Here is a 26,414-nt window from a genome sequence, read left to right on the forward strand (position 1 = left end):
GGTAGTATGTCATTGTTAAGCGTTGAAAATATCCGTAAAAGCTACGGCAAAACTCCCGTCCTTAAGGACATCAGCTTTTCGCTCGAAAAGGGCGAGGTACTTGCAATTATCGGTTCTTCGGGCTCGGGCAAGACCACACTTTTAAGATGCCTTAATTTTCTTGAAACACCACAGAACGGCAAAATCAGTGTAGGCGGCAAGGTGCTTTTTGACAGCAACGGATCGGGCAAAAGCAGCGAATCTCAGATTCGTAAGAACAGACTGCACTTTGGACTTGTGTTCCAGTCTTTCAATCTTTTTCCGCAGTACAGCGTAATTGACAATATTATGCTTGCGCCACGCCTTGCGGCAAAGGAGCAGATTAAGCAGACGGGCGACTATATGGGAGCAAAGAACTATAAGGACGCTCAGAAAATTATCAGAGAAACCGCACTCGGTTTGCTTGAAAAGGTAGGACTTTCAGAAAAGAGCGAATCTTACCCATGCAACCTAAGCGGCGGTCAGCAGCAGCGAGTTGCCATTGCAAGAGCACTTGCGCTAAACCCAGATGTTTTGTGCTTTGACGAGCCGACTTCGGCACTTGACCCTGAACTGACAGGCGAGGTTCTCAATGTTATAAGAAGTCTTAAAACTTCTGACAGTACAATGATTGTTGTTACTCACGAGATTGAATTTGCAAGAGATGTTGCAGATAAAATTATCTTTATGGCAGACGGCGTAATAGCCGAGCAGGGCACACCGGAGCAGGTAATCAATAATCCGCAGAATCCGAGAACTCAGGCATTTTTATCAAGATTTAATCATTAATCTACCTATAAAAACACTCCAACTACTTAATTGTGGTTGGAGTGTTTTGCGTTTATACATAATTGAATTCAATTTTTCTTGGCGGCTGTTCATAGCTGCATATGGCAAATGAATGATTTTTAAATTCAAAGTGGGTGATATAGCAATTTTTCTTTGTGTTATTTTCCGAAACGGTAATGGTATCTTTATTTATATTAATTTCAAAACTGTTGAGAGGTATTCGCAATCCCTCGCCGCTCTGCTTTATATAACTTTCTTTAATCGTCCAAAGTTTGTAAAATGCATTGCTTGTATTTTCTGAATGAGTAATATAATTGTATTCATTTTCGGTGAAAAATCTTTTTGCGACGTCAAGGCGAGGTTTTTTAATGATTTCAACATCACAGCCTATCTTCTTATCGGAACTGACTCCGAAAGCAAAGTTACCGGAGTGAGCCGCATTAAAGAAAATTTTATCAACATACGGCTTGCCGTTACTGCCGTAATGAATAGAATTTACATCCACATTATTCTCATAAAGAATTTTATTTATAATCATACCTGCTCCGAGTGAGCGCCTGCGGTCATCGGCAAGTTTGTGCTTGAGTATTTTAATTTGCCTTTCTTGCGGTAAAAGAGAAATTTTGCTGTTGTCGCTTTGCGGATCACCAAGTACGGAAATATCAGCTAAATAGAGCTTTATCAATGTTTTCACCTCATTTATAAGTGTAATTATATCCCTATTTTTGTTTGCAGTCAATCATAATAGTTAAATTATTCTATATACGAAAAATGCAACTTTGTTAAAAAAAGTCAAAATTTTGTTCTCAATTATATTTTATAATGGTGAATATTAATATTGAATGTAAAAACAAAATGAAGATTATGTAAACATATGTTCTAACCATTGTAATTAATATACAAAAATAATGTTGATTTATTAGCTGAATTGCACACTTAAACAGCATAATGCACAAACAAATAATTGAAAAAATGTTGACTTTCACGAAGTCTTGAGTATAATAATAATTGTCAAGTAAATAGTCCGCTTGACTATCGACTGATTAACCAGTCACATTACTCGAGTAAAATTAATTAAGTCGAAATTAAGTCTAGATTTTGCCAAATGGTAAATGGCGCACGAAAAAAATAATAATTGATATTTTTAAAGGAGGAAATTTTTATGACACCAATCCTTAATTTACACAACATTGATGTAACCAAATTCCTCGCCGTGCTCGATACCTGCGAGGGCAATGTATATCTCGTTACAAGCGAAGGCGACAGATTAAACCTTAAGAGCAAACTTTGTCAGCTCGTTGGCTTAACAAAGCTGATTGAGGGCGGCAGAATTGCTGAGGCAAGCATCATCTGTGATAATAAGAATGACGAAAGCAAGCTTTTCAGATTCAATTTCTTTGGTGATACAGCAAATGCCAAGGTTGGCTGATAACCCGAGTTACATTGATAATACCGTGTTTTCACGATAATTCAAAATTTCATAAAAACTGAGGACAGCCGCAGCAATGCGGCTGTTTTTGGTTAAAAAACGGGCAAAACTAGATTATGTTTTGCCCGTTTTCATTATTATTTATTAAAGAAAAGTTTTATATCGTCCTCAACAGAACCTATACCGCTTATGCCAAAGTTGCTTACAAGCACATTTAAAACATTTGGAGAGATGAAAGCAGGGAGGGTAGGGCCGAGATGAATATTTTTAACACCGAGGTAGAGCAGAGAAAGGAGAACGATTACCGCCTTTTGCTCATACCACGCAATGTTGTAAACGATTGGCAGTTCGTTTATGTCGTCAAGACCGAACACTTCCTTTAGTTTTAGGGCGATTACGGCAAGTGAGTACGAATCGTTGCACTGACCTGCGTCAAGCACACGAGGAATACCGTTTATGTCGCCGAGGTTTAGCTTGTTGTATTTGTACTTTGCACAACCTGCTGTGAGAATTACAGTATCCTTTGGCAAGGCTTTTGCAAATTCAGTGTAGTAGTTTCTTGACTTTGCTCTGCCGTCACATCCTGCCATAACAACAAATTTTTTAATATCGCCGCTTTTTACAGCATCCACAATTTTGTCGGCAAGCGCAAGCACCTGATTGTGCGCAAAGCCGCCTATAATTTCACCGCTTTCGATTTCAACAGGCGGTTTGCACTTTTTAGCAACAGAAATAATCTCTGAAAAGTCCTTAACCTCGCCGATTTCACCGTCTATGTGTTTTACATCGGGATAACCTGCCGCACCTGTTGTAAACATTCGGTCTTTGTAGCTGTCCTTTGGCGGTACTATGCAGTTTGTAGTCATAAGAATTGCGCCGTTAAAGCTCTCAAACTCTTCTTTTTGTTTCCACCACGCATTGCCGTAGTTACCTGCAAAATGGCTGTATTTCTTAAATGCAGGGTAGTAGTGTGCAGGCAGCATCTCGGAGTGTGTATATACATCTACTCCTGTATCTTTTGTCTGCTGTAAAAGCATTTCAAGATCTCTAAGATCGTGACCTGAAACGAGGATTGCAGGGTTGTTTCTGACACCAATGTTTACTTTTGTTATTTCAGGATTGCCGTATGCCGTAGTGTTTGCCTTGTCGAGCATAGCCATTCCGTCAACGCCGAATTTACCTGTTTCAAGCGTCAATGCTACAAGGTCGTCAACGGACAGTGTATCATCAAGCAACATTGACAGCGCTCTCTGTAAGAAAGCGTCAAGCTCTTCATTGTCATTCATAAGAACATTTGCGTGTTTGCTGTATGCCGAAAGTCCCTTTAAACCGTAGGTTATAAGTTCCCTAAGACTTCTTATGTCTTCGTTTTCTGTGGCAAGTACGCCGACTGTAGCCGCTTTTGCCGCAAATTCACTTTCATTTCCGTCCCATAAAGATGCGCTTGGAAGTGCTGATTTATCGGAAACTTCTTTTAACAAATTCTCTTTTACTTTGAGGGTTGTTTTAATGCGTTCAACGATAACATCTTTGTCAAAATTTGCGTTTGTAATTGTTGTAAACAAATTCAGTGTGATTAGATGATTTACACTTTTATCTATCTGTTTACCCTCTGCTCTCAGCCTTGTTGTAACGGCAGAAATGCCCTTTGTAACATACACGAGTAAGTCCTGCATATTTGCTGTATCAGGTTTTTTGCCGCACACGCCGCTTACGGTACAACCCGAACAATTCGCAGTTTCCTGACATTGATAACAAAACATTTTATAATCCATAAAGTTGCCTCCAAAATACTTATTTATGCAAGGAGCGTATGTTAATCGCTCACCTTGTGGCATAATTATAATATTTTAGACTCTGCAAATATGTTGCTATGGCAACGAAAATCAAATTAACATTATTTTATAAAATTGTTAAAAATTATCTATATCAAATCAGCAAGAATTGTATTTGATACTAAAAATCCTTTTGGAGTGAATGAGTACGAAGCGCCGTTATGCTCCATAAAGCCGTTTTTTACATATAAATCGGCTTTTTTAAAAAAGCTCAGTGGGAGAGTAGCACCGTATCTTTTTGTATATTCATCAGTGTTAAGACCTTTTTTTAGTCTGAGTGAAAGCATACTATACTCCTCGGCTGTTCCGCCCTCGCCGTCTTCTATGATTTTATCGGCCTTAAAATCCTCAATACTTCTGCCGTAGAAAAATCTTTTGCCGTTAAAGAAAGAATGAGCAGACGGGCCTATGCCAATGTACTCGCCACATTCCCAATAGCTTGAATTATGCCTGCTTTCAAAGCCTTTTTTTGCGAAATTAGAAATTTCATATTGCATATAGCCGTATTGTTCAAGCAATTCAACGGTATATAGATAGAGTTCGGCTTGCTCATCGTCACTCGGAAGATTTAGCTTTGACTCTATCTGAGCAAATTTTGTATTTTCCTCAATTTTCAAAATATACGATGAAATATGAGTAACTCCGCATTGAGCGCAAAAGTCAACGGATTGTTTCAGAGTTTCCTTTGTTTGCAGAGGAATGCCTGTCATAAGGTCAAGCGAAATGTTGGTAATTCCCGCAGCTTGTGCTAGCTCTGCCGTATGTTTTGCGTCTTCGGCGGAGTGTATTCTGCCGAGCTTTTTTAATTCGGCGGGTACTGCGCTTTGCATACCGATTGACAAGCGGTTAAAGCCTGTACTTTTCATTAAGGCAAAATCAAGTTTTTTTCCACTGTCAGGGTTTACTTCAACCGTGATTTCCGCATTACTTTCGAGTGTAAAATTTTCTTTTACGGAACTAAGAATATCGCAAAGCCTTTCCGCCCCGAGAACGCTCGGAGTGCCTCCGCCGATATATACTGTTTTTACAGTGCCGTCAAAACGCTTGCTCCAATATTTTATTTTTTCTTTTAAAGCAAAAACATAGTCGCTGTATTCGGTTTCGCCTGCCCTTGTGCTGTAAAAATCGCAGTAGGGGCATTTGCTTTTGCAAAACGGTATGTGCAGATAAAGTCCGATAGATTTACTCATAATAATCTCCGTAAAAGAATTTGAGGCAGAAGTAAAACTCCTGCCCCGATTTGGAAGGTATATGAAAAAATAGGAAAAAACAAGATATAAAATGAATTTATTACCTTCATTAACTATATATTACAATAAAATTACAAATTTGTCAAGGTTTTGTAGGAATTTATTTTTAAGAAAGGCAGAAAACAAATATTTTTTGCCTGTTTTATTGACATATATATACGATAAATAGTAAAATATAGTATTGTAGAAAAGTATGTAATAAAGATTCCGAAAGGATTGTAAACTATGAGTTCATTAAACGAAGAAATAAGCAAGCGCAGGACTTTTGCGATTATTTCGCACCCTGACGCAGGTAAAACAACACTTACAGAAAAGCTCCTTTTATACGGCGGAGCAATTAACCTTGCAGGTTCTGTAAAGGGCAAGCGTACGGCAAAGCATGCAGTATCGGACTGGATGGAAATTGAAAAACAGCGTGGTATTTCCGTTACTTCTTCTGTTTTGCAGTTTAAGTATAACGGCTACTGCATAAATATTCTTGACACACCCGGACATCAGGACTTTTCGGAGGATACCTACCGTACACTTATGGCGGCAGACTCCGCAGTAATGGTAATTGACGGTTCAAAGGGTGTAGAGCGCCAAACAATCAAGCTCTTTAAGGTTTGCGTTATGCGCCATATCCCGATTATTACATTTATAAATAAAATGGACAGAGATGCAAAAAATCCATTTGATTTACTTGAAGACATAGAAAATGTACTCGGTATTCATACCTGCCCTGTAAACTGGCCTATCGGTTCCGGTAAAGAATTTAAGGGTGTGTATGACAGAAACTCAAAGAAAATTCTTGCGTTTACCGCTAACAACGGTCAGAAAGAGGTTGAGAAAAACGAAATCAGCCTTGATGATCCGAGCATAGATGATGTAATCGGTATGTATCATAGACAGGATTTGTTTGATGATATAGAGCTGCTTGACGGCGCAGGCGATGACTTTGACCTTGAGGCAGTAAGACGAGGCGAGCTTACACCTGTATTCTTTGGTTCTGCCCTCACAAACTTTGGTGTAGAGCCGTTCCTTGAGCAGTTCTTAAAGATTACAACTTCACCGCTTGCAAGAGAAACCGTTGACGGCATTGTTGAGCCAATGTCTGATTATTTCTCGGCATTTGTATTTAAAATACAGGCGAATATGAACAGGGCGCATCGTGACAGAGTTGCGTTTATGCGAATTTGCAGTGGCAAGTTTGAGAAAAATATGGAGGTTTACCACCTTCAGGGCAACAAAAAAATGCGTCTTTCTCAGCCACAACAGATTATGGCGCAGGAAAGAGAAATTGTAGAAGAGGCGTACGCAGGCGATATTATCGGTGTGTTTGATCCTGGCATTTTCTCTATCGGCGATACAATCTGTTCACCGGGCAAAAAAATTCAGTTCAAGGGTATTCCTACCTTTGCGCCGGAGCACTTTGCACTCGTTCGTCAGAAAGACACAATGAAAAGAAAGCAGTTCATAAAGGGCACAAGTCAGATTGCGCAGGAAGGTGCAATTCAGATTTTCCAGGAGCTTGATGCCGGTATGGAAGAAGTAATTGTAGGCGTAGTAGGTGTGCTGCAGTTTGATGTACTCAAGTATCGCCTTGAAAACGAATACAATGTTGATATTATTATGGAAAATCTGCCTTACGAATATATCAGATGGATTGTAAATAAAGATGTAAATCCAAAGGAACTTGACCTTGCGTCAGATACAAAGCGTATTCAGGATTTAAAGGGCAACCACTTATTGTTGTTTACAAGCTATTGGAGCATCGACTGGGCACTTGAACACAACAAGGGACTTGAGCTTAGAGAGTTCGGTACAGATTGGTAATGCTTTACGATAAATTAAAAAAATATTCAAAAAGCGGAGTGTATCCGTTTCATATGCCGGGGCATAAGCGCAACACAGCACTTAGCGACGGCACAATGCCGTATGAAATTGACCTTACCGAGATAGACGGCTTTGATAATCTGCACAATGCCGAGGGTTGTATCCTTGAGGTACAGAACCTTGCGGAAAGACTGTATAATGTAAAAAAAGCATTTTTGCTTGTAAACGGCGCAACAGGTGGAATTTTATCGGCTGTTCGTGCAATGACAAACAGGGGAGATAAGGTGCTTGTTGCTCGCAACAGTCACAAATCCGTTTACAATGCGCTTGAGATTTGCGGATTAGAGCCTGAATATATCGTGCCGGCAGTGGATGATGAGTTCGGAATAAATTGCTCAATTACACCGTTGCAGGTTGAAAAAGCAATCGTGAAAAATCCCAATACAAAGCTGTTGATTATTACTTCTCCGACCTATGAGGGCGTGGTGTCCGACATAAAAGAAATTTGCAGGATTGCACATTTACATAATGTGATGGTGCTTGTAGATGAGGCGCATGGGGCGCATTTTCCGTTTTCAAAAAGTTTTCCGAGTGAGGCAGTGGCAAGTGGGGCGGATGCAGCGGTTGCAAGTTTGCATAAAACCTTGCCGTCACTTACTCAAACGGCTTTGTTGCTCACCTCTAATGAAAGTCTTATAAATTCACTTGCTGAAAATCTTGCAATTTTTGAAACAAGCAGTCCGTCATATATTTTTATGTCGGCTATTGAAAAATGTCTTGAATTTTGTGAAAACGCAAGCGCCTTTGATGAGTATATAAAAAGGCTTAATTCTTTTAATGAAAAATGCAAAAGTCTGAAAAAAATCAAAGTGCTTTGCTATGGCAATGATGAAGTGAAAAATCATAGATTCTTTGATTTTGATATTTCTAAAATTACCGTATCGGTAAGGAGACTTGATATTAACGGCACTCAGCTTGCCGAAATACTTAGAAATGATTTTAAAATTGAGCCGGAAATGGTATGTTCCGATTATGTGTTGCTTATAAGTACTGTTTGCGATACCGATGAGGGATTTGCAAGGCTTATTAATGCACTGCAAATTATAGATAGTAAATGTTCTGTAAAAGAATTAAATGCTTACAGATATTCAATTACTATTCCTAAAATTTCAGTAAAGCCTTGCGAGTGCAGCGGTAAAGACGGCGAGTTTTGCTTGCTTGAGCATAGTATTGATAAAATTTCACTTGAGTATGTGTGGGCATATCCGCCCGGAATCCCTATTATAGCAAAGGGGGAGATCATAACGCAGGATATTGCAAATATAATCATTGCCCAAATTGCAAGCGGAATTAATGTCTGCTCCACCAAGGGAAAAATCCCGAAAGAAATTTATTGCTGTATATAATAAGGCTTGATTTTTAGCAATTAGTATCAATCGGCACTTAAAAAGTCTGTTTATTTTTATAAGCAGACTTTTTGATTTTATAAAAAAGCTGACATTGCAAGTCAGCAGTGTCAGCCTTATAATTACAGATGAACATTATTGATTAGTTGTTATTTTTACATCTGTACGATGTAATTTTTCTTTGAGCAATTCATATCTGTATGTTTTTATATTAAACTCATTTTTACCGTCAAATTTGAAAGTAATTGTTTTTCTAAAAGGTTTGTCGGGTTCGTACTCGGTTATAATGATACTTGCATTTGCCTTTTTCAGAGTTTCAAAGCTCGTCATAAAGCCGATGCCATTACCGCCGCTTTCTTTGTGTGTGGTTACTCTCTCAATACCGAGCTTATCTAATGTAGTCGGCTCAAATTCTACTCCGTTATCATTTACCGATATTTCATATATACCGTCTGCCATTGACACCGAAGTTAAAATTATTCCGTTTGCAATATTTGCACTTTCAACAGCTATTATAGAGTCTTTTATATGGTCGCAAAGCAAGGTTTCAAGCTCTGTTTGTGTGATAAAGTGATTAATAATATAGTTTATATCGGCAGATACTATTAAATCAAAATTAATTTTGTGCGCCGCCGCTTTTATATACATATTGAGCAATGCACCGTCTATTACAGAGTTGCCTGTTGATACGAGCACTTTGTTTTCTTTCTGCTCTTTTTGAACAAGCTCGTTCCTCTCTTTGGCAAGCGTTAATAATTCTAAGATTATTTTATTCTGCTCATTTTTATCGCTGCAATTTTGAAGTTGAGCTAATGAATACTGTAAAGATGTCATAAGATGATTATCTCTATGGACAATTTTAGAAAGAAAGGTGTTTGAATCGGTGAGCTCTGCAATTTCGGACTCCTTTTCAGCTATAATGGCATTAAAGTGCTCATCGGCTTTTTGCTGAAGTTTGCTTTTGTAATGCCTTGTTATGCTTGACCTTACCCATATTACCGTACCTATACAGCAAATAATTAAACCAATAAATAAGAAGAAAAATAAAGTTTTGTCGGTATCATTGTTATCGGAAATTATTATTACAGAAATGAAAGCAAATCCCGACAACAGCAGACCGAGTCCGAAATTATTTGTGTTATTGAAAAATGCAAGTCCGTTTTTTAACCGTTTAATTTTCATTACTAAGTAGGTAATAATAAGGTTTAGAATGGAAACGATTAAGTTTAAATAAATGCTGTCTACATCCATAAAATCAAATTGCGTAAATGATAGCCAGTAGGATATTGGAGCTATAATCGTCAGAGTGATAAATCGTATGTAGTATGCTATTCCAAGTGAAACTATTGAAATCGGAATACTTAACTTTATGTTTGTTTTTGTAAGCAGCGTTATGAGTGTAATAAATAATATATAGTTAGCAAGTATGCTTATGCCGTTGTTTAATATGTTCAGCAAAGCAGAAATTAATGAAATACCAAAAAATGCAGTCAAATACAAAGCTACCTTTGATTTGCTGCATTTTTGGTTTATTGCCTTAATGTAAATGTAAACCGCCGAATATATTAGCGGTAATTTTGACAAAAAATAAATGGTAAATGTGTGGATATACTCTTGCATAATATTTTTCTCCGTATAAAATTATAGTAATATTATATCATACAAGAAGGATGTTGTCACTACATTTGCAAATTAATTAACCCCAAAGTCTTTTTAATAATTCATAAAGTGTTTCCCACATATTGAGTACCTCCTTTACTTTTGTTTTACAAGTAAAGTGTACCGTTTTTGCGAGAAAATTCTGATTTGTTGCTGTAATTGTTTTGTTTTAAATTAAGTGAAAAATAATCACTTTATGTATAAATACAGCTTGGAAATTGTAGCTTTGTATTGATTTTTTTAAATTTAATTAAAAAATCCCGATACTTTTCAGCATCGGGATAGGATTACAAAGATTTTTTGATTTTAGCGGAATAGTAGTAGATAAATTCCATAACTGTGGGTACGCCTTTCTGAGGGTTTATGTATGTGGTGTAGTATCTCTCAAGGCTTTCTATGTCTGTATTGCGCCAAGCGTGATTTATAGCTGTCTGCATAGCTCGCTCTACGCTTGCGTCTGTTTTTGAATATTTTTTAGCAATTATACTGCAAAGGTTCGACACCCTCTGATTGTAGGTGATTTCAATGGCATCTGCAAGATATTGCCTGCCCTTTAGTTTTGAGCTTATGCCGATAAGGTCAAGCTCGGTAGAAATTTTATCTCTGAGAGTTTCTCTGTTGCTTATATCAGCAGCCGCCTGTGCGGCAGATGAAGAATTAAGATTTGAATTTATGGTTGACTGGGCAATCGAACTCAAAAATTCGAGAACCATTTTACAGCTGAAATCATTTTGATTTTTTGTTATTACAAAATCAGCACCAAGATTTCTTGCAATGGAATGGGTAACATTGCTGATGTTGTTTGTTACAACAAGAATAAACGGCTTGTAGGGTAATGCAAGCTCGCAAAGCTGCTTTAAAAATATCAGTCCGTTGCCACTGCCAAGATGTAGCTCAAGGTCAAGAATTACAGCGTGTGGACAGTATTCTTTTACCATATTTACCGCCTCAGAGGAATTGTTTGTAGTGCCGACAAGATAAAAATTATCAAAGTTCCTTATGCTTGCCTTGTATTCATTAATAGTATTAATGTCATCTTCAACAATTAGTAAGTTAAGTTTATTCACGTTACCACCTCGCTAATATATTATACTACAAAAAACTAACAAAAACCAACATTTTCTAATAATTTATGTAATAAAAAGTAATTTTAATGCTGTGTAGATTTATAATTATATATAAATTATACTATGAAATTAATAAATAATTTGTAGTATCATAAAGGTGAGGGTTATGAGTATTAGCTTTGGTGAATTCATTAAAGAAAAAAGAATCAGAAGTGAACATTCATTAAAAGAGGTTGCGAAAGAAATCGGCATTTCGGCTGTTTATCAGTCAAGCATAGAAACGGGCAAACGCCCTGCGCCGTCATATGAAGTGCTTTTAAAATTTAAAAATGCGCTTGATCTTGACGGTGACGAGTTCGGTGAAATGCTTGACCTTGCCGCAAAAAGCAAAAATGCAAGAGCTGTTGCTTTTGACATTGCGGATTATATTAACGAAAACGAGATTATTCGCCATACATTGAGATTTGCGTTAAAAAATAATGTACCCGAGTCGGAGTGGGTTGATTTTTTAAATACAATTATTGAAAAATATAATTAATATTGACTATTATAGAATTGATAATAGTTGACTTTTGTCATTTTTAACTGTATAATATTATTGAGTAATAAATATTCCGCTATTAGTGATTAAAAAATCTCCTTTTATTCACTATTAAAGCTGTACCATGCAATATTTGGTACAGCTTTATTTTTGCGTTTATGTATTGCTGATAAGGCAAAATGGGAGTATAATAGTAGCATATTATAAATATCAGAGGTAAGTATGGAAAGAGAAGAATATGAAATTTCTATTGAGGAATTAAAGAAAGCAGACAAAAGCAACTGCGTTATAATCGACATAAGAGATGAGATTTCTTATAATTACGGAAATATTCCCAATTCGGTTAATATTCCGCTTGAGAAAATAAAGAACGATAAAAGCATTTTGCCAAAAGACAAAAAACTGATAATTTGTTGTAAAAGCGGTCAGATAAGCGACACCCTTGCCGAAGAGCTTAGGGAAGACGGATACAACGCAGTGAACCTTGTAAACGGCTATTACGGTTGGCTGAAAGATAAATTTACAGAGGACGATTATGCGGCAGATGTTGAAAAAAGCATAAGAAAAAAATTCAGCAAAACAATATGGGGAAGATTTACAAAGGCAATCATTGAATATGAGCTTGTAAAGCCTAACGATAAAATAGCTGTGTGCATTTCGGGCGGTAAAGATTCAATGCTTATGGCAAAGCTGTTTCAGGAGCTGAAAAGGCATAATAAGTTCCCGTTTGAGCTTGTGTACCTTGTAATGGATCCCGGGTACAGCGTAGAGAACAGAGATGTTATTGAAAACAACGCTCGAAAGCTGAATATCCCTATCACTGTATTTGAAACCAATATATTTGAATCAGTGTATAATGTTGAAAAATATCCTTGTTATCTGTGTGCAAGAATGAGGAGAGGCTACCTTTATAAAAAGGCAAAGGAGCTTGGCTGTAATAAAATAGCGCTCGGTCACCACTATGACGATGTTATAGAAACAATACTTATGGGTATGCTGTACGGCGGACAGGTACAAACAATGATGCCTAAATTACATAGCACAAACTATGAGGGAATGGAGCTTATCCGCCCCTTGTATCTCATAAGAGAGGCTGAAATAAAGCATTGGCGAGATTATAATAAGCTCAATTTTATTCAGTGTGCCTGCCGTTTTACAGATACCTGCACATCTTGCAATCCGAGCAATACAGGCTCAAAAAGGCAGGAGATAAAACAGCTTATTGCCGAGCTGAAAAAAATTAATCCGCAGATAGAGAGCAATATATTCCGCAGTGTGGAGAATGTAAATTTGAATACAATAATTTCTTATAAAAAAGATGATTTACAGCATAGCTTTCTTGATGATTACGATAAATAAAAAGGGCTCAGCCAAAACGGCTGAGCCTTTTTGCTGTTTTGTGAATAGTTGTTTTATTACACAGATTTTAGTTTTATAAACCTAAATTTTAGATTAATCAAGACTTTAGCAGAAAACAAAAGTTAAGACTAATGAGTGGCAGAAAGTAAAAAATGGCAAATTAGCAGTTTAGTAGCGTGCTTTTTTCTTTGTTGCTGTCGCAATTAAGAAGCTTTTCGCCGCTATGTTCAAACCGCCTAACGGCTTGCCGTTTGACTATCAAAATTTGAGATAGCATAAAGAATTTGTGGTTGTTGCCCACACCAACAAGCTTTGAAAAGGTTGACCAAACTTTTATATTCGGGGCGGAAAGTTTAGCTTTTGCTTTACTTTGTTGCTCGACCGAAAGTCTGTTAAACCCTAATTTATTGTAATTTTCCAACTATTGACAAATAGCCATTTAACATTGAACAAAAAATAAAAGCACTTGTTAAAACAAATGCTTTTTGGAGCGGATGACGGGGCTCGAACCCGCTACCTCCACCTTGGCAAGGTGGCGCTCTACCAGATGAGCTACATCCGCATAATAAAAAGGGTAAAGGCTATTTAACTTTTACCCTTTTGGTGGGAACAATAGGGCTCGAACCTATGACCCTCTGCTTGTAAGGCAGATGCTCTCCCAGCTGAGCTATGCTCCCATAAAGTTGTTTTTTATTATTTGTAAAAGCACCCCTTGCGAAGTGCTTTTACAATATTGGAGGCGACACCCAGATTTGAACTGGGGAATCGGAGTTTTGCAGACTCGTGCCTTACCACTTGGCTATGTCGCCGTAATGCTGTAATCTCAATCAGCGATATTGATTATATCAAATGATTAGAGATTTGTCAAGCATTATTTAAAATTTTTTAAAATATTTTTGCTGCCTTGTAAAATAGCAGGTTTTATCTGTTTGTCAGCTTGCCGATGTTTTTTAGCGCAATGGATATTGTGCCGTCATTGTTGTTGATAAACTCTATATATCGGTCATCCTCAAAGTATTCAACAGGTACAGTTATTTCAATGCCTGTGTCGGTCTTTATCTTTTGACTTTTGCTTGCCCTTACCGCAGACGCTTTTTCAATTTTAATATCCTTTGGAATTTCTTTTTCCTCAATTTTCTTTTCAAAAGCCTCTCGCATAATAGGGGACTCCGAAAAAATATTTTCGGCAAGTTCCTCGGTAGAGATCGTATCGGACTCCTCGCAATTCTCTACAATATAGTTTTTTGCCTTTGATACCGCAACCGCTGTGTTTACACCGTATTCCTCGGCTACTTCGTTGGCGGTTTCTCTCACAATTTTTACAACCTCTTTTGTTGACGCACCCGATGAACATTCCAACAAAATTTGCGGAAGTACAAAGACTGAATTGCCGTCAATCTGCCTTTTCTTGTCTGCAAAATATATTTCGCCCGACTGCATATTTATTATTGCGTATGCGTCAATTTTTTGCGATGGGGTGGGGAGAATGGCATAATGTTTCATTATTTCGTTGTGAATACCGCTTTCGTCAGTAATTACCTGATGAGTATAGGCGGATTTATTGGTTATGAGCAGGAGCGCAAAATAATCGGACTCATCGTTTATATAGTCAACCGCAACCAAATCAATGGGTTCGAGTTTGTCGGAAATTGAAATATTCTCATAAAGAACATTGGCGATTTGCGTAGTAAAGCCTATGAATTCAAGTGCGCCGTTGCGGTATTCTGTAAGTGCGGCGGCAAATCCGCTTTCCTCGTTAAAATTTCCGCTTTTTCGTGCCGAGTCCTTATGTAATTTTTCAATATGCTTTTGAAGAAATGTGCTTACGGTTTCGTCTGAGAGATCAAGCTCATTTTGTGAAAATACGCTCATTCCCGAGTTGAAATCGAGTATGTGAAGTATGGCTCTTTTAATAATCATAACAATTCCTTTGATCTGTGGATATATTAGGTATATTTGTAATTTGTGTTTGTAATGACTATTATATCAAATGAAAGATGTGTTTTCAACTTTATATTACATATTTTGATTTAAATTAGGTGAACTAATATCACTATTCACTTTATGTTTTATTGTAGTTTGCCGTTATTTCACGTTCAACAGAATCAAAATCACTTGCGGTTTCTTCTAAATATTTTATACACTGTTCTATTTTCCAAATTTCATCTAATAAAATATTAGATTGAATTATAGTAAATAAATCTGAGAAACCGACTTTATTATATAAGTTTCGAAGTCTTTTATCTAAGTCATTAATTCTTAGGCTTATTTTAGAAAGCCTTTCTCCATAGTATCGCAGTTTGTTTGTGTCAACACAAATTTCAGGATTTTCGCATACATAGTTTTGAGTATAGTTAAATATTTGATTGCTTTGATTTTTTATTTTGCTTATAAAATCAGTTATTGCTGATACAAATGTATTTGTAAAATCAGAGCATTTTTCTCCAAAGGTATATAGTCTATTTTTAATCGTATCAGAAAAATCTATCATTTTATTTATAGCATCTTCAAATTGCTTTTTTAGATGTTTCTCACGACAAATTATTAAGTCATCTGCAAATAGGAAAGGGCATATAGCTGCAGCTACTAAAGTTATGCTATATTCAGCAGGATAACCATATTCTTTTCCAATATAGTCAAAAGCAAAATCATCTAAATGAGAGAGTGCATCGGTTCCTGCTAAAATAAATTGTATGATATTTTCCTTGTCATCGCCTTGTTCCAAAAAAGATATTAGGCCGTCAACTGTAATACTTCTTTCCGGTTCAGATAAATTTGAAATCATATATGTTGTATATTCATTAATAAATTTCGAAATTTCAGCCGGCTCATCTGATTGACATTTAGGATTATCTATATTTCTTAATAATATGTTTGGTTTGTGGTAATGCAAATAATTCTCTTGTGTATCAGTATCTACATAAATTTTAGTGCCAGCAATTGGATATAATAAACAATTTACAAAGTCATCCTTTGCAGAAATAGAGGTAATTATTTGAGATTTTTTTGTAATATCATCTGAGTATTTTTCTAAAAATTCTTTTGAAAAGCCCTGACCGTCAAAGGATACACATCTGGCAATTCTGTCTGTAACAATGGTTACATATTGCGCTTTATTACCACCCTTTGAATGACCGGTAACTGTTAAATGATTACCGTATTTATTTGGAAGACTATTTACATATTCTGCTGCCGATATTTGCTGCGGAGTATCGGCAAGGTATCCACCTTGTCCGTTGTCATGCCATTCTTTATCTCCGCTGGTTCCTCTAAATACCACATTTACATCACTAGGATTATTTTCGTCATCAACAAAGCAAGCAGCTCTCATTCCGGTGCTTTCATCATTTACATAGTTTGTAACTCTATAATTTAAAAGAACCGGATCACTTTTTATTTCATTGATCAATTCTTTCCATTCTTGTGAGGTCATTTCGCATGCGTTGATTATATTTTTGTTTATTTCCATATCGTCAATTATATCTTTCACGGATTTATGGTTTGATATATAGTCTGTATAAATTATATTATTAAGCAATAGTAATTGATTGTTTGATAAAGCCATATATTTCTCCTTTTGTAATTTTTCATTTTATTTTTTCATATTCAAATAAATTATTGATTGAATAATATTGTTCATCTAAAACAGAGTCCATTTTATAGTTAAATATGTAATCAAGATCATATTGTGATAATAAGTTATTATCATTCGTGACCCAAAAATAAACAGAGCCCATAATTTTAGAATTACATATATCTTTTATTATAGCTTCCATATCATTATTTGAATAATTTGATTTGCATATAAAATATACATCTGCCATACATTTTTCGGATTTTGCGTATTCCTCAAAAGGGTCATTACCATTGATGTTGTAAATTTCCGATGGAATAAATTTAACTTTAGTTTCAACTGAATAACCATATTTTTGAGGGAATTTTTCAAAATAATTTTGAGCATCGTCTTTCATAGAAAGCATATAGTAATTATCTTTATAACTGTAATCGCCCTTATCACCGTAAACATAAACTGTAACCTTGTCGGAATATTTTTCTGAATAGTAGGTTATTGTTTCATAACTATATGCCCAGCTTTTGCTTAAATAACCGGATAAAGTGAAATTATCATTATACTTGCTGCTTAGGTATTGCAAAGCAAGCTCCTTTGTGCTTGGTTCTTTATTAAATATACAACCACTTGTTTCTAAAGTCAGAATGACAGAAAAAAATATCAGAATTAATTTTTTTATTTTATTCATCATTATTCCTTTCTTACGGTGATATTTTTGTTGCGTAATAGTTAAAAGTTCGTTATCTTATAGTAGCCATTTTAACTTTCTTTAAATGTTTGAATATTTTTAAGATTCTTCAAATCCATATTTATTGTTTATTGTGTAGTTCCATTCTCTCAATATGTTATCGCGCTTATCATTAACGATTTCATCAATAGTGTATTGTGATAATAGGTCTTTGTCATTAGTTACAATAAAGTATATAAATCCTAATTTTATTTTTGAATTAGAATTATAAATATCTTTTAAAATTGTTTTACTATCATTTTCCAAAAAATCTGATTGACATATGTAATAAATTTCAATCTTACAATTACCTGATTTTAAATAGTCAAGAAAAGAGTCATTTCCGTCAACATAATAGCTGTCAGAAAAGAGGAATCGTGCCTTAGTTTCAACCGAATAACCATATTTTTGAGGGAATTTTTCAAAATAATTTTGAGCATCGTCTTTCATAGAAAGCATATAGTAATTATCTTTATAACTGTAATCGCCCTTATCACCGTAAACATAAACTGTAACCTTGTCGGAATATTTTTCTGAATAGTAGGTTATTGTTTCATAACTATATGCCCAGCTTTTGCTTAAATAACCGCATAAAGTGAAATTATCATTATACTTGCTGCTTAGGTATTGTAAAGCAAGCTCCTTTGTGCTTGGCTCTTTATTAAATATACAACCGCTTGTTTCTAAAGTCAGAATGGCAGAAAAAAATATCAGAATTAATTTTTTTATTTTATTCATCGTTATTCCTTCCAAAAAATATGAGTAATTATATGTGAGAAATTATAACAGGGTATACTACTTTTATATTTCTCATTTATAATAATTATAATTAAATTTCTATAATATTGCTATATAACAAAAGCTCTCATCATTAAGTCACATAAAACTTAACGATGAGAGCCTTATTGGCGTGCCAAAAGGGATTCGAACCCCCGACCTTCTGCTTAGGAGGCAGACGCTCTATCCTGCTGAGCTATTGGCACATATCTATTAATAGTTTAGTATAAAAGAATTGTTTTGTCAAGAAAGTTTGAGAATAAAAAGCAATCGAAATACTTTGAGAAAATTTATAAATTCTGCCTGCAAAGTACTGAAAAAGGGACTTTGCTCTTAAAAATTGCGCTAATTAGAACAAATGTTCTAAAAACTATTGATTTTGTGATTTTTTCTCTCTATAATAAATATAGAACCAAGCCCCGTTGGTTCTTAGCGAATGAATAAAAGGCAGAAAGGAAGTATAATATGAATAATTATCTTGAATGGTCAAAAGAATACAGAACAGAGGCAGACAGAATGTTGTCTGTTATTGATAAATATAAAAAAATGTTAAAAACCAAAGGTTTTGTTAATAAAAAAGAAATATACGAGAGGATAGGCAAATACAGAGGATATTATCTTGAATGTCTTGATATTGCAAATCTTCTTGAGGCAAGATATAAGGGGGTAATGTAATGAGAGACAGACTTATACATTTTTCTGATTTAAATTCGGATAAAATTTGCTTTGAAAGAAGTATAATGAATGGCGAAAGCAACAGCGAAAACCGCAAAAAGGCTTTAAAGGTACTTATGAATGTAATCGAAAATGACCTTACCGACAGACAGCGCCATTGTGTGCTTGAATATTATTTTAATCATAAGAAAATGAAAACCATTGCAAGTGAGCTTGGTGTAACTCCGCCTGTTGTTACAAGGCATATACAGATGGGAGCGGCTAAGCTGTATAAAATCACAAAGCATTATATGTGATTATTGTATAGTGAAATCGGGCAGATACCACTGCAAAGCCTGCGCATAGCTGTATCCATCGTTACATAAATAATTTATTCCGTTAAGACTGACGCCGCAATGCTCATCGTCATTTGCGTTTGAGTAGCTGTCCCATGGAGATGCAACGGCGGTCAGATAGGGATATTCACTGCTTGACGAGGTTTTTCCGTTGGTTGAGCTTGTAAAAGGTATATAAAGCACTTTGCCGTTTGAGCAGAGTGCTTTTTTATATACAGCCGAAACGGCAGATTTTATTGTGTTGTAATTTTCTTTTACTGAATTTTCTGCATTGCTTTCCAAAATACATATTCTACTGTCTTTCAAGTCGTAATCATCGGGGGCAAGGCAATAATTGGTGTAGAGAATTACAGCCAAAGCCTTGAGGGTTTCTTCGCAATAGCTTTCGTCATAATTGGCGGCTACCATACCGCAAAGCTCGGCATCGGTAAGTTCTGCTTTGCTTTCACTGCTTTCTTGCTGAGGCTTTATTGTGCTCTTCTCTGAATTTTCAGTTGAATTATCGGTCGGCTTTTCTGCATAGTCGGCGGTAGATACCGAGGCTGCGGTAGTTTTGGTTGCGGTGCATTTTGACACAATTATGGGCAAAAATGCCATTGTAAGCAAAAAGATTATTATAAATATAACTTTTATTCTCATAAATTCCTCTCTTTTCGTATAACTTTGCAAAAGATATTTTTTGACCCAATAATTCTTGACATAAGAGTTTATTTGGCTTAAAATAATATATGTAAAAAATTCGGCTAAAATAACCGTTATATTGTTTGAAGAAACGGAGATAAGTATGAAGATTAAATTATCATGGATTCCATTTATTCCTGCCGTTCTTGCAATGACTGCGCTTAGACTGCTGAGCGTTTTTGGCAATGATGATACAGGAATGATAAGCGGAATAAACGCACTGTTGTTTTCTTATTTAGCAGTCGGAGTAGCACTTGCACTCTTTGTGCTGTGTATAATTTTTAATATTGCAGACCGAAAAACCGCACCGGTTTACGAGTCAAAGAGAAATGTGCCTGCCGGTATCTTCTCGGTGCTTTCGGCGGCATTTACGCTTGCATACTCTGTAATGACCCTTATGGCGAAAAAAGACAGTGAGTATCTTTTGGTTTATATAGTATGTGCTTTCCTTGCAATGCTTGCCGCTATCGGACTTGTGTTTATGGCGAGAACGCATTTTACAGGATTTGCACCTGTTTCAAACATTGCATTTTTGTATGTTTTCCCATCGCTTTGGGCAGTTTCAGAGTTGGTTTCATGCTTCCTTGAGGCAACAAAGCTCTCGGTAGCGGCATCAGATATGTCTTTGCTGTTCTGCTTTATTTTCCTTACACTTTCATTGTTCCCACAGGCAATGGTAATTTCAAAAATTCCGGGTAAAAACCCTGTTAAGGCATCGTTTATTTACGGTATGCCGTCAGCCGCTTTCGGTATTTCTTACGGCGCATTCCTTATTGCAAGGGTAGTGTTTGACAGTGTGGGCGGTATTGCTCTGCTTGCAGGCGCTATGCTTATTTCATTTGGTTTGTATCAGATTTGCTACCTTGTTGAGCTTACAAGAGGTGCACTCAGAAAAGATGAAATCGTAATTGTAGACGCTTTTACAGATTCAAATTCAGATACCGAAATCAATAATATAGACGGCGAGCTTGTATTGGGTGAAGATAAAAAGGATGAGGATTATTCTCAAAAAGCTACTGCCGATACAGATGATTTTATTATGGGTTATGAGGCTGACGATGTTATTCCCGAAATATCTGCTCCAAAGGTTATCGGTGAAGAGGGAGATCTTTCCGGCGGCTTTGTGTTAGGCATTGATGACGATGACGCCGATTCAAGCATTATTGCCGCAAGAAGACAGAAAAAAGAAGAAAAACTTATGAATGAGATTGATAAATTACTCGCTGATCTTGACGAACAGCAAAATGAACTCAATAACAAAAAATAAGTTTTGAAAATTAATGCTTGACATTTCAAGTCGGCGGTGTTAATATTAAGTAAAATAAAGAACTTCGATAAGGACACGGTTTAAAAACCTACTTTTTCAGAGAGCGAAAATGTCTGCTGTGATTTTTCGCAAAAGTAATTTTAAGCTACCACCTTTGAGTCTGCACAGGAAATGGTGCGGCGTATGACTGCGTTAAGGTCGAATGAGGGCATATTAATTATGCCAAAGTTGGGTGGAACCACGAAGTATATTCGTCCCGATATTCCTTTTGGAATATCGGGCTTTTTATTTCTTTTGATTAAGGAGAATGAATATGATTAATGTTGAATTAAAGGGCGGTACAGTCAAGGAGTTTGAAAGCGGAGTAACTCCTGCTGAAATTGCAAAATCTATCGGTATGGGACTTTATAAGTCTGTTTGTTGTGCGAGAGTTGACGGCAATGTAGTTGACCTGCGCACACCTATTACAAAGGATTGCAGAGTAGATCTTCTTACTTTTGACGAGCCGGACGGCAAAAAGGCGTTTTGGCACACAGCATCACATATTCTTGCACAGGCAGTTAAGCGCCTTTATCCAAACGCAAAGTGCGCTATCGGTCCTGCCGTTGACAACGGTTTTTACTATGATTTTGAGGTTGAAAAGCCTTTTTCAGCCGAGGATCTTGAAAAAATCAAGGCAGAGATGAAGAAAATTGTTAAGTCGGGCATTGAGATTGAGCGTTTTGAGCTTGCTCCTGATGAGGCTGTAAAAATGCTTGAAGAGATGAACGAGCCTTACAAGGTTGAGCTTGCAAAGGAACATTCAGACAACGGCGAGCATATCAGCTTTTACAAGCAGGACGATTTTACAGACCTCTGCGCAGGCCCGCACCTTATGAGCGTTGCACCTGTTAAGGCTGTTGAACTTACAAACTGCACAGGCGCATACTGGAGAGGCGACGCAAACAATCATCAGCTTTGCAGAGTTTACGGTGTAGCGTTCCCTAAGGCATCTATGCTTGAGGAACACCTTAAAATGCTTGCAGAGGCAAGAAGCCGTGACCATAACAAACTCGGCAGAGAACTTGAGCTTTTCACAACATCAGATGTAATCGGTCAGGGTCTTCCTATCCTTCTTCCAAAGGGCGCAAGAATCGTTCAGCTTTTACAGAGATTTGTAGAAGACGAGGAACAGCGCCGTGGTTGGTTGCTCACAAAAACACCTTTTATGGCTAAGAGCGACCTTTACAAAATCAGCGGTCACTGGGACCACTATATGGACGGTATGTTTGTACTCGGCGACCCCGAAAAAGATGATGAAGTATTTGCACTTCGTCCTATGACTTGCCCGTTCCAGTATCAGGCTTATCTTAATCGTCAGCGTTCATACAGAGATCTTCCGCTCCGTTACAATGAAACTTCAACACTTTTCAGAAATGAAGCAAGCGGAGAGATGCACGGACTTATCAGAGTTCGTCAGTTCACAATTTCAGAAGGTCACCTTATGTGCTTGCCTGAACAGCTTGAGGACGAGTTCAGAAACTGTCTTGAGCTTGCTATTTATATGCTTAAAACACTCGGTCTTTATGAAGATGTATCTTACAGATTTTCTCAGTGGGATCCTAAGGATACAGCTAAGTATATCGGCACACCGGAGCAGTGGGACGAGGCTCAGGGCATTATGCAGAAAATCCTTGATCACCTTGAGATTCCTTATGCTATCGGTGTTGGCGAGGCAGCATTCTATGGTCCAAAGCTCGACATTCAGATTAAGAATGTTTACGGCAAGGAAGATACTCTTATTACAATTCAGATTGACCAGATGCTCGCTGAAAAGTTCGGTATGGAATATGTAGACAAGGACGGTTCAAAGAAACATCCTTACATTATTCATAGAACATCAATCGGTTGCTACGAAAGAACACTTGCACTTCTTATTGAAAAGTATGCAGGTGCATTCCCGATGTGGCTTGCTCCTGTTCAGGTTAAACTTCTTCCTGTTGCAGACAGACACCTTGACTATGTTTACGAAATCAAAAAGGCTCTTGACGCTTGCGGTATGCGTGTTGAGGTTGACTCAAGAAGTGAAAAGATCGGCTACAAGATTCGTGAGGCTCAGCTTGAGAAAGTTCCTTATATGTTCATTATCGGTGATAAGGATGTTGAGGCTAATACAGTTTCTGTCCGTCACAGAAAAGAGGGCGACCTCGGCGCAATGAAACTTGAGGACTTTATTGCAATGGCTAAGAAAGAAATTGACACAAAGGAAATTAAATAATTCACAATAAGAATTATTATAATTGTATATACTATTTAATAACTTCAAAAATAAGCAAAATTAAAAAATATTGCGAAATTTTGAAAAAAGTTTTGAAAAATACTTGCATTTTGCTTATTTTTGTTGTATAATCTATCTGTTATTATGCAGAGTCAGGCAGGTGAGGAAAATGAAAGAGAACATCCATCCAGATTATCAGCAGACAACAATTACATGTGCTTGCGGTAATGTTATTGAAACAGGTTCAACAAAGAAGGACATTCGTGTTGAAGTTTGTTCAAAATGCCACCCATTCTTCACAGGAAAGCAGAAATTGGTTGATACCGGCGGACGAGTTGACAGATTCAAAAAGCGTTTCGGTATGGACAAATAATTTTTATATCGTAATTGTTGAGGCGGCACTTAGTGCCGCCTTTTTGACTGTTGTCTGTAAGTTTATTTTGCGGAGGTGTACTATTGGCAAAGGATTATAAAACTGTACTTGAGTATGCAAGTGATGAATTTGTTGAAAAGCGCTCTCGATTTATAGGATATTGCAAGCCTGTAAAAACCGAGCAGGAGGCAATAGATTTTATTAACGAAAAGCGCAGTGAGCATTGGAACGCTACACACAATGTTTACGCTTATTCCCTAAGAGAGGGCAACATAAAGAGATACAGCGATGACGGCGAGCCGTCGGGTACAGCAGGTATGCCTGTGCTTGATGTTATAGTCAAAAACGAGATTTTTGATGTTGTGGTTGTTGTTACAAGGTATTTTGGCGGTGTGCTGTTGGGTACGGGCGGACTTGTGCGTGCGTATTCTCATGGCTCTAAAATTGCACTTGAGGCGGCTAAGCCTGTAATAATGCAAAATTGCCTTGTGTGTGAAACAAGATGCGCATATAATCAGTACGGCAAGGTGTCATCTCTCATTATGGGACTTGGTGCAAATGTTGACGATACTGTATTTGAAAGTGATGTGCTTGTAAAATTCCATATAAAGCCCGGCTTACTCGGCACTCTCAATAAAAAACTTGCAGACGCAACTTCGGGCGAGGTTGTGACTCAGCAGACAGACAAACAGTATTTTGCAGTGCCTATAAATGAATAATTGTAAATTTTTAAAATTTTTTTGAAATAAAAAAGGAATATTTGCGAAAAATTCGTAAATAGCTAATGGGAAACAGAAAAGGGGGGAGTTTTATGCCTTTTCCAGACAGTTTTTTGCAGGAATTAAAGCTGAGAAACGATATAACGGAGATTGCATCTTCATATGTAAATCTTAAGCGCCATGGCAGAAATATGGTGGGATTGTGCCCGTTTCACGGAGAAAAAACTCCTTCCTTTAATATTTATACCGAAAACGGTTCTTTCTACTGTTTTGGCTGCGGAGCAGGCGGAGATGTTATTACCTTTATAATGAAGATTGAAAATCTTGATTATGTAGAGGCGGTAAAATTTCTTGCGCAAAGGGCAGGTATGGAAATGCCCGAAAACACCTATGATGACAGTATGAGCAAGCTCAGAATGAGAATTTATGAGGCTAATCGTGAGGCGGCGAGGTTTTTTCATTCAACCCTGATTTCGCCGAAAGGGCAGAGCGGATTAAATTATCTTAGGGGCAGGGCGCTGTCTGACCGCACAATAAGGCATTTTGGATTAGGTTTTGCCGATGATGATTGGAATTCACTTTGTAATCATCTGAAAAACAAAGGCTTTTCGGAATATGAGATTTTATCTGCAAATCTTGCCTTTAAAAACAGGAGCGGAAACGGAATACACGACCGATTTGTAAATAGGGTTATGTTTCCTATTATAGATTTGCGTGGCAATGTTATAGCTTTTGGCGGCAGAATTATGACTGACGAAAAGCCGAAATATCTCAATACATCCGATACACCCGTATTTAAAAAGAGTGAAAATCTTTTTTCACTTAATAATGCAAAGAGTTCGGATACACGCACATTGATTTTGTGCGAGGGATATATGGATGTTATTGCGCTCAATCAGGCAGGCTTTACAAATGCTGTTGCTACACTCGGTACGGCGCTTACCAACGAACAGGCTGTACTTATGAAAAGATATGCCGATGAAGTTATAATTTGCTATGACGCTGACGGTGCAGGACAGAAAGCCACCGCAAGGGCGATACAAATTTTGAGAAATGCAGGACTTCCTATTAAAATTCTCACTGTTCCGAGCGGAAAAGACCCGGACGAGTTTATTCGCTCAAAGGGAGAAAACGGGCCTGCGGCTTTTAAACTTTTAATAGACAAATGCGGCAATGATGTTGAGTACCGACTTATGAAATTAAGGGAAAACTACAATCTTACCACTACTGACGGCAAGGTTGCATTTCTTAACGATGCGGTAAAAATTGTTGCCTCAATCGAAAGCCCCATTGAGCGAGATGTTTTTGCATCTAAACTTTGTGCCGAGCTTGAGATTGACAAAAATGCCTTTAATGATCAGATTGCAAAAATTAAAAGGCGAGGCAGAAGAGAGAACATTAAAAAGGAAACCCGACAGATTCAATACGAGCTGAACGGACAGAATGATAAAATAAACAAGGAGCACTATAAAAAGCCGAGAAGTTCAAGCGCAGAGGAGGCTTTGCTTGTTTATTTAATCAACAATCCCGATTACGCAAACAGTATTTCAGAGAGGGTCACTCCCGATAAATTTTCAAATTCGCTTATCAAGCGCTACTATGAATATGTGCTTGGCAAAATAAAGAGCGGATACGAGCCGCTTACAAGCGTGGCGTCCGACTTTAATTCAGACGAGGTTTCGTATCTGTATAAGCTGATTTCCACTACAATTCCTGCCGCATCTACAAGAGAGGCGGTTGAAGAATACATAAAGGTAATTAATGAAGAAAGCAGTAAGCTGACTTCGGACAAGCTTGCCGAAATGTCGGCAGATGACATTAACGATTACATAAAAAGGTTGAAACAGAATAAAAAATAGTAAAT

At 37.0% G+C, this 26,414-nt stretch carries 23 protein-coding genes, 4 tRNA genes and 1 other annotated feature; of the genes, 13 read left to right on the plus strand and 14 right to left on the minus strand.

Annotation, left to right across the window (positions count from 1 at the left end; all coding sequences use genetic code 11):
• Positions 1-6: 6 nt before the first annotated feature.
• On the plus strand, positions 7-807 hold the full coding sequence (locus DXC23_RS10005; protein ID WP_117706034.1) for an amino acid ABC transporter ATP-binding protein: 801 nt from the start codon (positions 7-9) through the stop codon (positions 805-807).
• Positions 808-859: 52 nt separating this feature from the next.
• Here DXC23_RS10005 and DXC23_RS10010 read toward each other — a convergent pair whose 3' ends face one another.
• Complete coding sequence (locus tag DXC23_RS10010; protein WP_117706036.1) at positions 860-1,492, minus strand: 4'-phosphopantetheinyl transferase superfamily protein; 633 nt, start codon at positions 1,490-1,492, stop codon at positions 860-862.
• A gap of 477 nt (positions 1,493-1,969) precedes the next feature.
• On the opposite strand from DXC23_RS10010, the gene DXC23_RS10015 reads away from it, so the two are divergent.
• Entirely contained in the window at positions 1,970-2,236 is a 267-nt protein-coding gene (locus tag DXC23_RS10015; protein WP_117706038.1) for a hypothetical protein, read from the plus strand.
• Between the two features lie 137 nt (positions 2,237-2,373).
• On the opposite strand, the gene hcp is transcribed toward DXC23_RS10015, so the two are convergent.
• Together hcp and hemW are read right to left on the minus strand one after the other, a co-directional pair.
• Positions 2,374-4,011: a hydroxylamine reductase gene (gene hcp, locus DXC23_RS10020; protein ID WP_117706040.1), complete on the minus strand. Its 1,638-nt coding sequence runs from the start codon at positions 4,009-4,011 to the stop codon at positions 2,374-2,376.
• 149 nt (positions 4,012-4,160) lie between these two features.
• A complete protein-coding gene (hemW, locus tag DXC23_RS10025) occupies positions 4,161-5,261 on the minus strand; it encodes a radical SAM family heme chaperone HemW (protein WP_117706042.1) in 1,101 nt (366 codons plus the stop codon).
• A 285-nt stretch (positions 5,262-5,546) separates the two neighbouring features.
• Here hemW and DXC23_RS10030 point away from each other — a divergent pair, with 285 nt between their 5' ends.
• Together DXC23_RS10030 and DXC23_RS10035 are read left to right on the plus strand one after the other, a co-directional pair.
• Positions 5,547-7,136, plus strand: coding sequence for a peptide chain release factor 3 (locus tag DXC23_RS10030; protein WP_117706044.1), 1,590 nt, complete (start codon positions 5,547-5,549; stop codon positions 7,134-7,136).
• Complete coding sequence (locus tag DXC23_RS10035) at positions 7,136-8,542, plus strand: aminotransferase class I/II-fold pyridoxal phosphate-dependent enzyme (protein WP_117706046.1); 1,407 nt, start codon at positions 7,136-7,138, stop codon at positions 8,540-8,542. Before DXC23_RS10030 ends, DXC23_RS10035 begins: the two co-directional genes overlap by 1 nt.
• A 135-nt stretch (positions 8,543-8,677) precedes the next feature.
• Here DXC23_RS10035 and DXC23_RS10040 read toward each other — a convergent pair whose 3' ends face one another.
• Positions 8,678-10,162, minus strand: coding sequence for a HAMP domain-containing histidine kinase (locus tag DXC23_RS10040; RefSeq protein WP_117706048.1), 1,485 nt, complete (start codon positions 10,160-10,162; stop codon positions 8,678-8,680).
• Between the two features lie 326 nt (positions 10,163-10,488).
• Positions 10,489-11,268: a sporulation initiation factor Spo0A C-terminal domain-containing protein gene (locus tag DXC23_RS10045; RefSeq protein ID WP_117706050.1), complete on the minus strand. Its 780-nt coding sequence runs from the start codon at positions 11,266-11,268 to the stop codon at positions 10,489-10,491.
• 166 nt (positions 11,269-11,434) lie between these two features.
• Here DXC23_RS10045 and DXC23_RS10050 point away from each other — a divergent pair, with 166 nt between their 5' ends.
• Both DXC23_RS10050 and DXC23_RS10055 read left to right on the plus strand, forming a co-directional pair.
• Positions 11,435-11,806 carry a helix-turn-helix transcriptional regulator gene (locus tag DXC23_RS10050; RefSeq protein WP_117706052.1) on the plus strand — a complete coding sequence of 124 codons (372 nt, stop codon included), beginning with the start codon at positions 11,435-11,437 and terminating at the stop codon, positions 11,804-11,806.
• Positions 11,807-12,031: 225 nt separating this feature from the next.
• Positions 12,032-13,168, plus strand: a complete 1,137-nt coding sequence (locus DXC23_RS10055) for an ATP-binding protein (RefSeq protein WP_117706055.1) — start codon at positions 12,032-12,034, stop codon at positions 13,166-13,168.
• 486 nt (positions 13,169-13,654) lie between these two features.
• On the opposite strand, the gene DXC23_RS10060 is transcribed toward DXC23_RS10055, so the two are convergent.
• The 8 genes from DXC23_RS10060 to DXC23_RS10095 form a co-directional block, all read right to left on the minus strand.
• Positions 13,655-13,730, minus strand: a tRNA-Gly gene (locus tag DXC23_RS10060).
• Positions 13,731-13,769: 39 nt separating this feature from the next.
• Positions 13,770-13,845, minus strand: a tRNA-Val gene (locus DXC23_RS10065).
• 57 nt (positions 13,846-13,902) lie between these two features.
• Positions 13,903-13,977 (minus strand) — tRNA-Cys (locus DXC23_RS10070).
• 112 nt (positions 13,978-14,089) lie between these two features.
• Complete coding sequence (locus tag DXC23_RS10075) at positions 14,090-15,088, minus strand: nucleoid-associated protein (protein ID WP_117706057.1); 999 nt, start codon at positions 15,086-15,088, stop codon at positions 14,090-14,092.
• Positions 15,089-15,230: 142 nt separating this feature from the next.
• Positions 15,231-16,733, minus strand: coding sequence for an Mbeg1-like protein (locus DXC23_RS10080; RefSeq protein WP_117706059.1), 1,503 nt, complete (start codon positions 16,731-16,733; stop codon positions 15,231-15,233).
• A 22-nt stretch (positions 16,734-16,755) separates the two neighbouring features.
• Positions 16,756-17,427, minus strand: a complete 672-nt coding sequence (locus DXC23_RS10085) for a hypothetical protein (RefSeq protein ID WP_117706060.1) — start codon at positions 17,425-17,427, stop codon at positions 16,756-16,758.
• Between the two features lie 99 nt (positions 17,428-17,526).
• Positions 17,527-18,204, minus strand: a complete 678-nt coding sequence (locus DXC23_RS10090; protein WP_117706062.1) for a hypothetical protein — start codon at positions 18,202-18,204, stop codon at positions 17,527-17,529.
• 168 nt (positions 18,205-18,372) lie between these two features.
• Positions 18,373-18,449, minus strand: a tRNA-Arg gene (locus DXC23_RS10095).
• A gap of 259 nt (positions 18,450-18,708) precedes the next feature.
• On the opposite strand from DXC23_RS10095, the gene DXC23_RS10100 reads away from it, so the two are divergent.
• Both DXC23_RS10100 and DXC23_RS10105 read left to right on the plus strand, forming a co-directional pair.
• The gene (locus DXC23_RS10100; protein ID WP_117706064.1) at positions 18,709-18,918 is read left to right on the plus strand and encodes a hypothetical protein; all 210 of its coding nucleotides are present in this window, start codon (positions 18,709-18,711) and stop codon (positions 18,916-18,918) included.
• Positions 18,918-19,214 carry a sigma factor-like helix-turn-helix DNA-binding protein gene (locus DXC23_RS10105; RefSeq protein WP_117706066.1) on the plus strand — a complete coding sequence of 99 codons (297 nt, stop codon included), beginning with the start codon at positions 18,918-18,920 and terminating at the stop codon, positions 19,212-19,214. Before DXC23_RS10100 ends, DXC23_RS10105 begins: the two co-directional genes overlap by 1 nt.
• Here the strand turns inward: DXC23_RS10105 and DXC23_RS10110 are convergent, their stop codons facing one another.
• Entirely contained in the window at positions 19,215-19,892 is a 678-nt protein-coding gene (locus tag DXC23_RS10110) for a SpoIID/LytB domain-containing protein (protein WP_117706068.1), read from the minus strand. It abuts the gene before it with no gap.
• Between the two features lie 145 nt (positions 19,893-20,037).
• Between DXC23_RS10110 and DXC23_RS10115 the strand changes: the two genes are divergently transcribed.
• The 5 genes from DXC23_RS10115 (at position 20,038) to dnaG (ending at position 26,409) form a co-directional block, all read left to right on the plus strand.
• Positions 20,038-21,201, plus strand: a complete 1,164-nt coding sequence (locus DXC23_RS10115; protein ID WP_117706070.1) for a hypothetical protein — start codon at positions 20,038-20,040, stop codon at positions 21,199-21,201.
• A gap of 55 nt (positions 21,202-21,256) precedes the next feature.
• Positions 21,257-21,463: a binding site (T-box leader), on the plus strand.
• Positions 21,464-21,514: 51 nt separating this feature from the next.
• Positions 21,515-23,458 (plus strand): threonine--tRNA ligase, encoded by a 1,944-nt coding sequence (gene thrS / locus DXC23_RS10120; RefSeq protein WP_117706072.1) that lies wholly within the window; start codon positions 21,515-21,517, stop codon positions 23,456-23,458.
• Positions 23,459-23,627: 169 nt separating this feature from the next.
• Positions 23,628-23,831: a 50S ribosomal protein L31 gene (gene rpmE, locus DXC23_RS10125; protein ID WP_117706075.1), complete on the plus strand. Its 204-nt coding sequence runs from the start codon at positions 23,628-23,630 to the stop codon at positions 23,829-23,831.
• An 83-nt stretch (positions 23,832-23,914) separates the two neighbouring features.
• The gene (locus DXC23_RS10130; RefSeq protein ID WP_117706076.1) at positions 23,915-24,550 is read left to right on the plus strand and encodes a YigZ family protein; all 636 of its coding nucleotides are present in this window, start codon (positions 23,915-23,917) and stop codon (positions 24,548-24,550) included.
• A gap of 92 nt (positions 24,551-24,642) precedes the next feature.
• Positions 24,643-26,409: a DNA primase gene (gene dnaG, locus DXC23_RS10135; RefSeq protein WP_117706079.1), complete on the plus strand. Its 1,767-nt coding sequence runs from the start codon at positions 24,643-24,645 to the stop codon at positions 26,407-26,409.
• Positions 26,410-26,414: the final 5 nt, after the last annotated feature.

Source organism: Eubacterium sp. OM08-24 (genome assembly GCF_003438075.1).
Lineage (GTDB): Bacteria > Bacillota > Clostridia > Oscillospirales > Acutalibacteraceae > Ruminococcoides.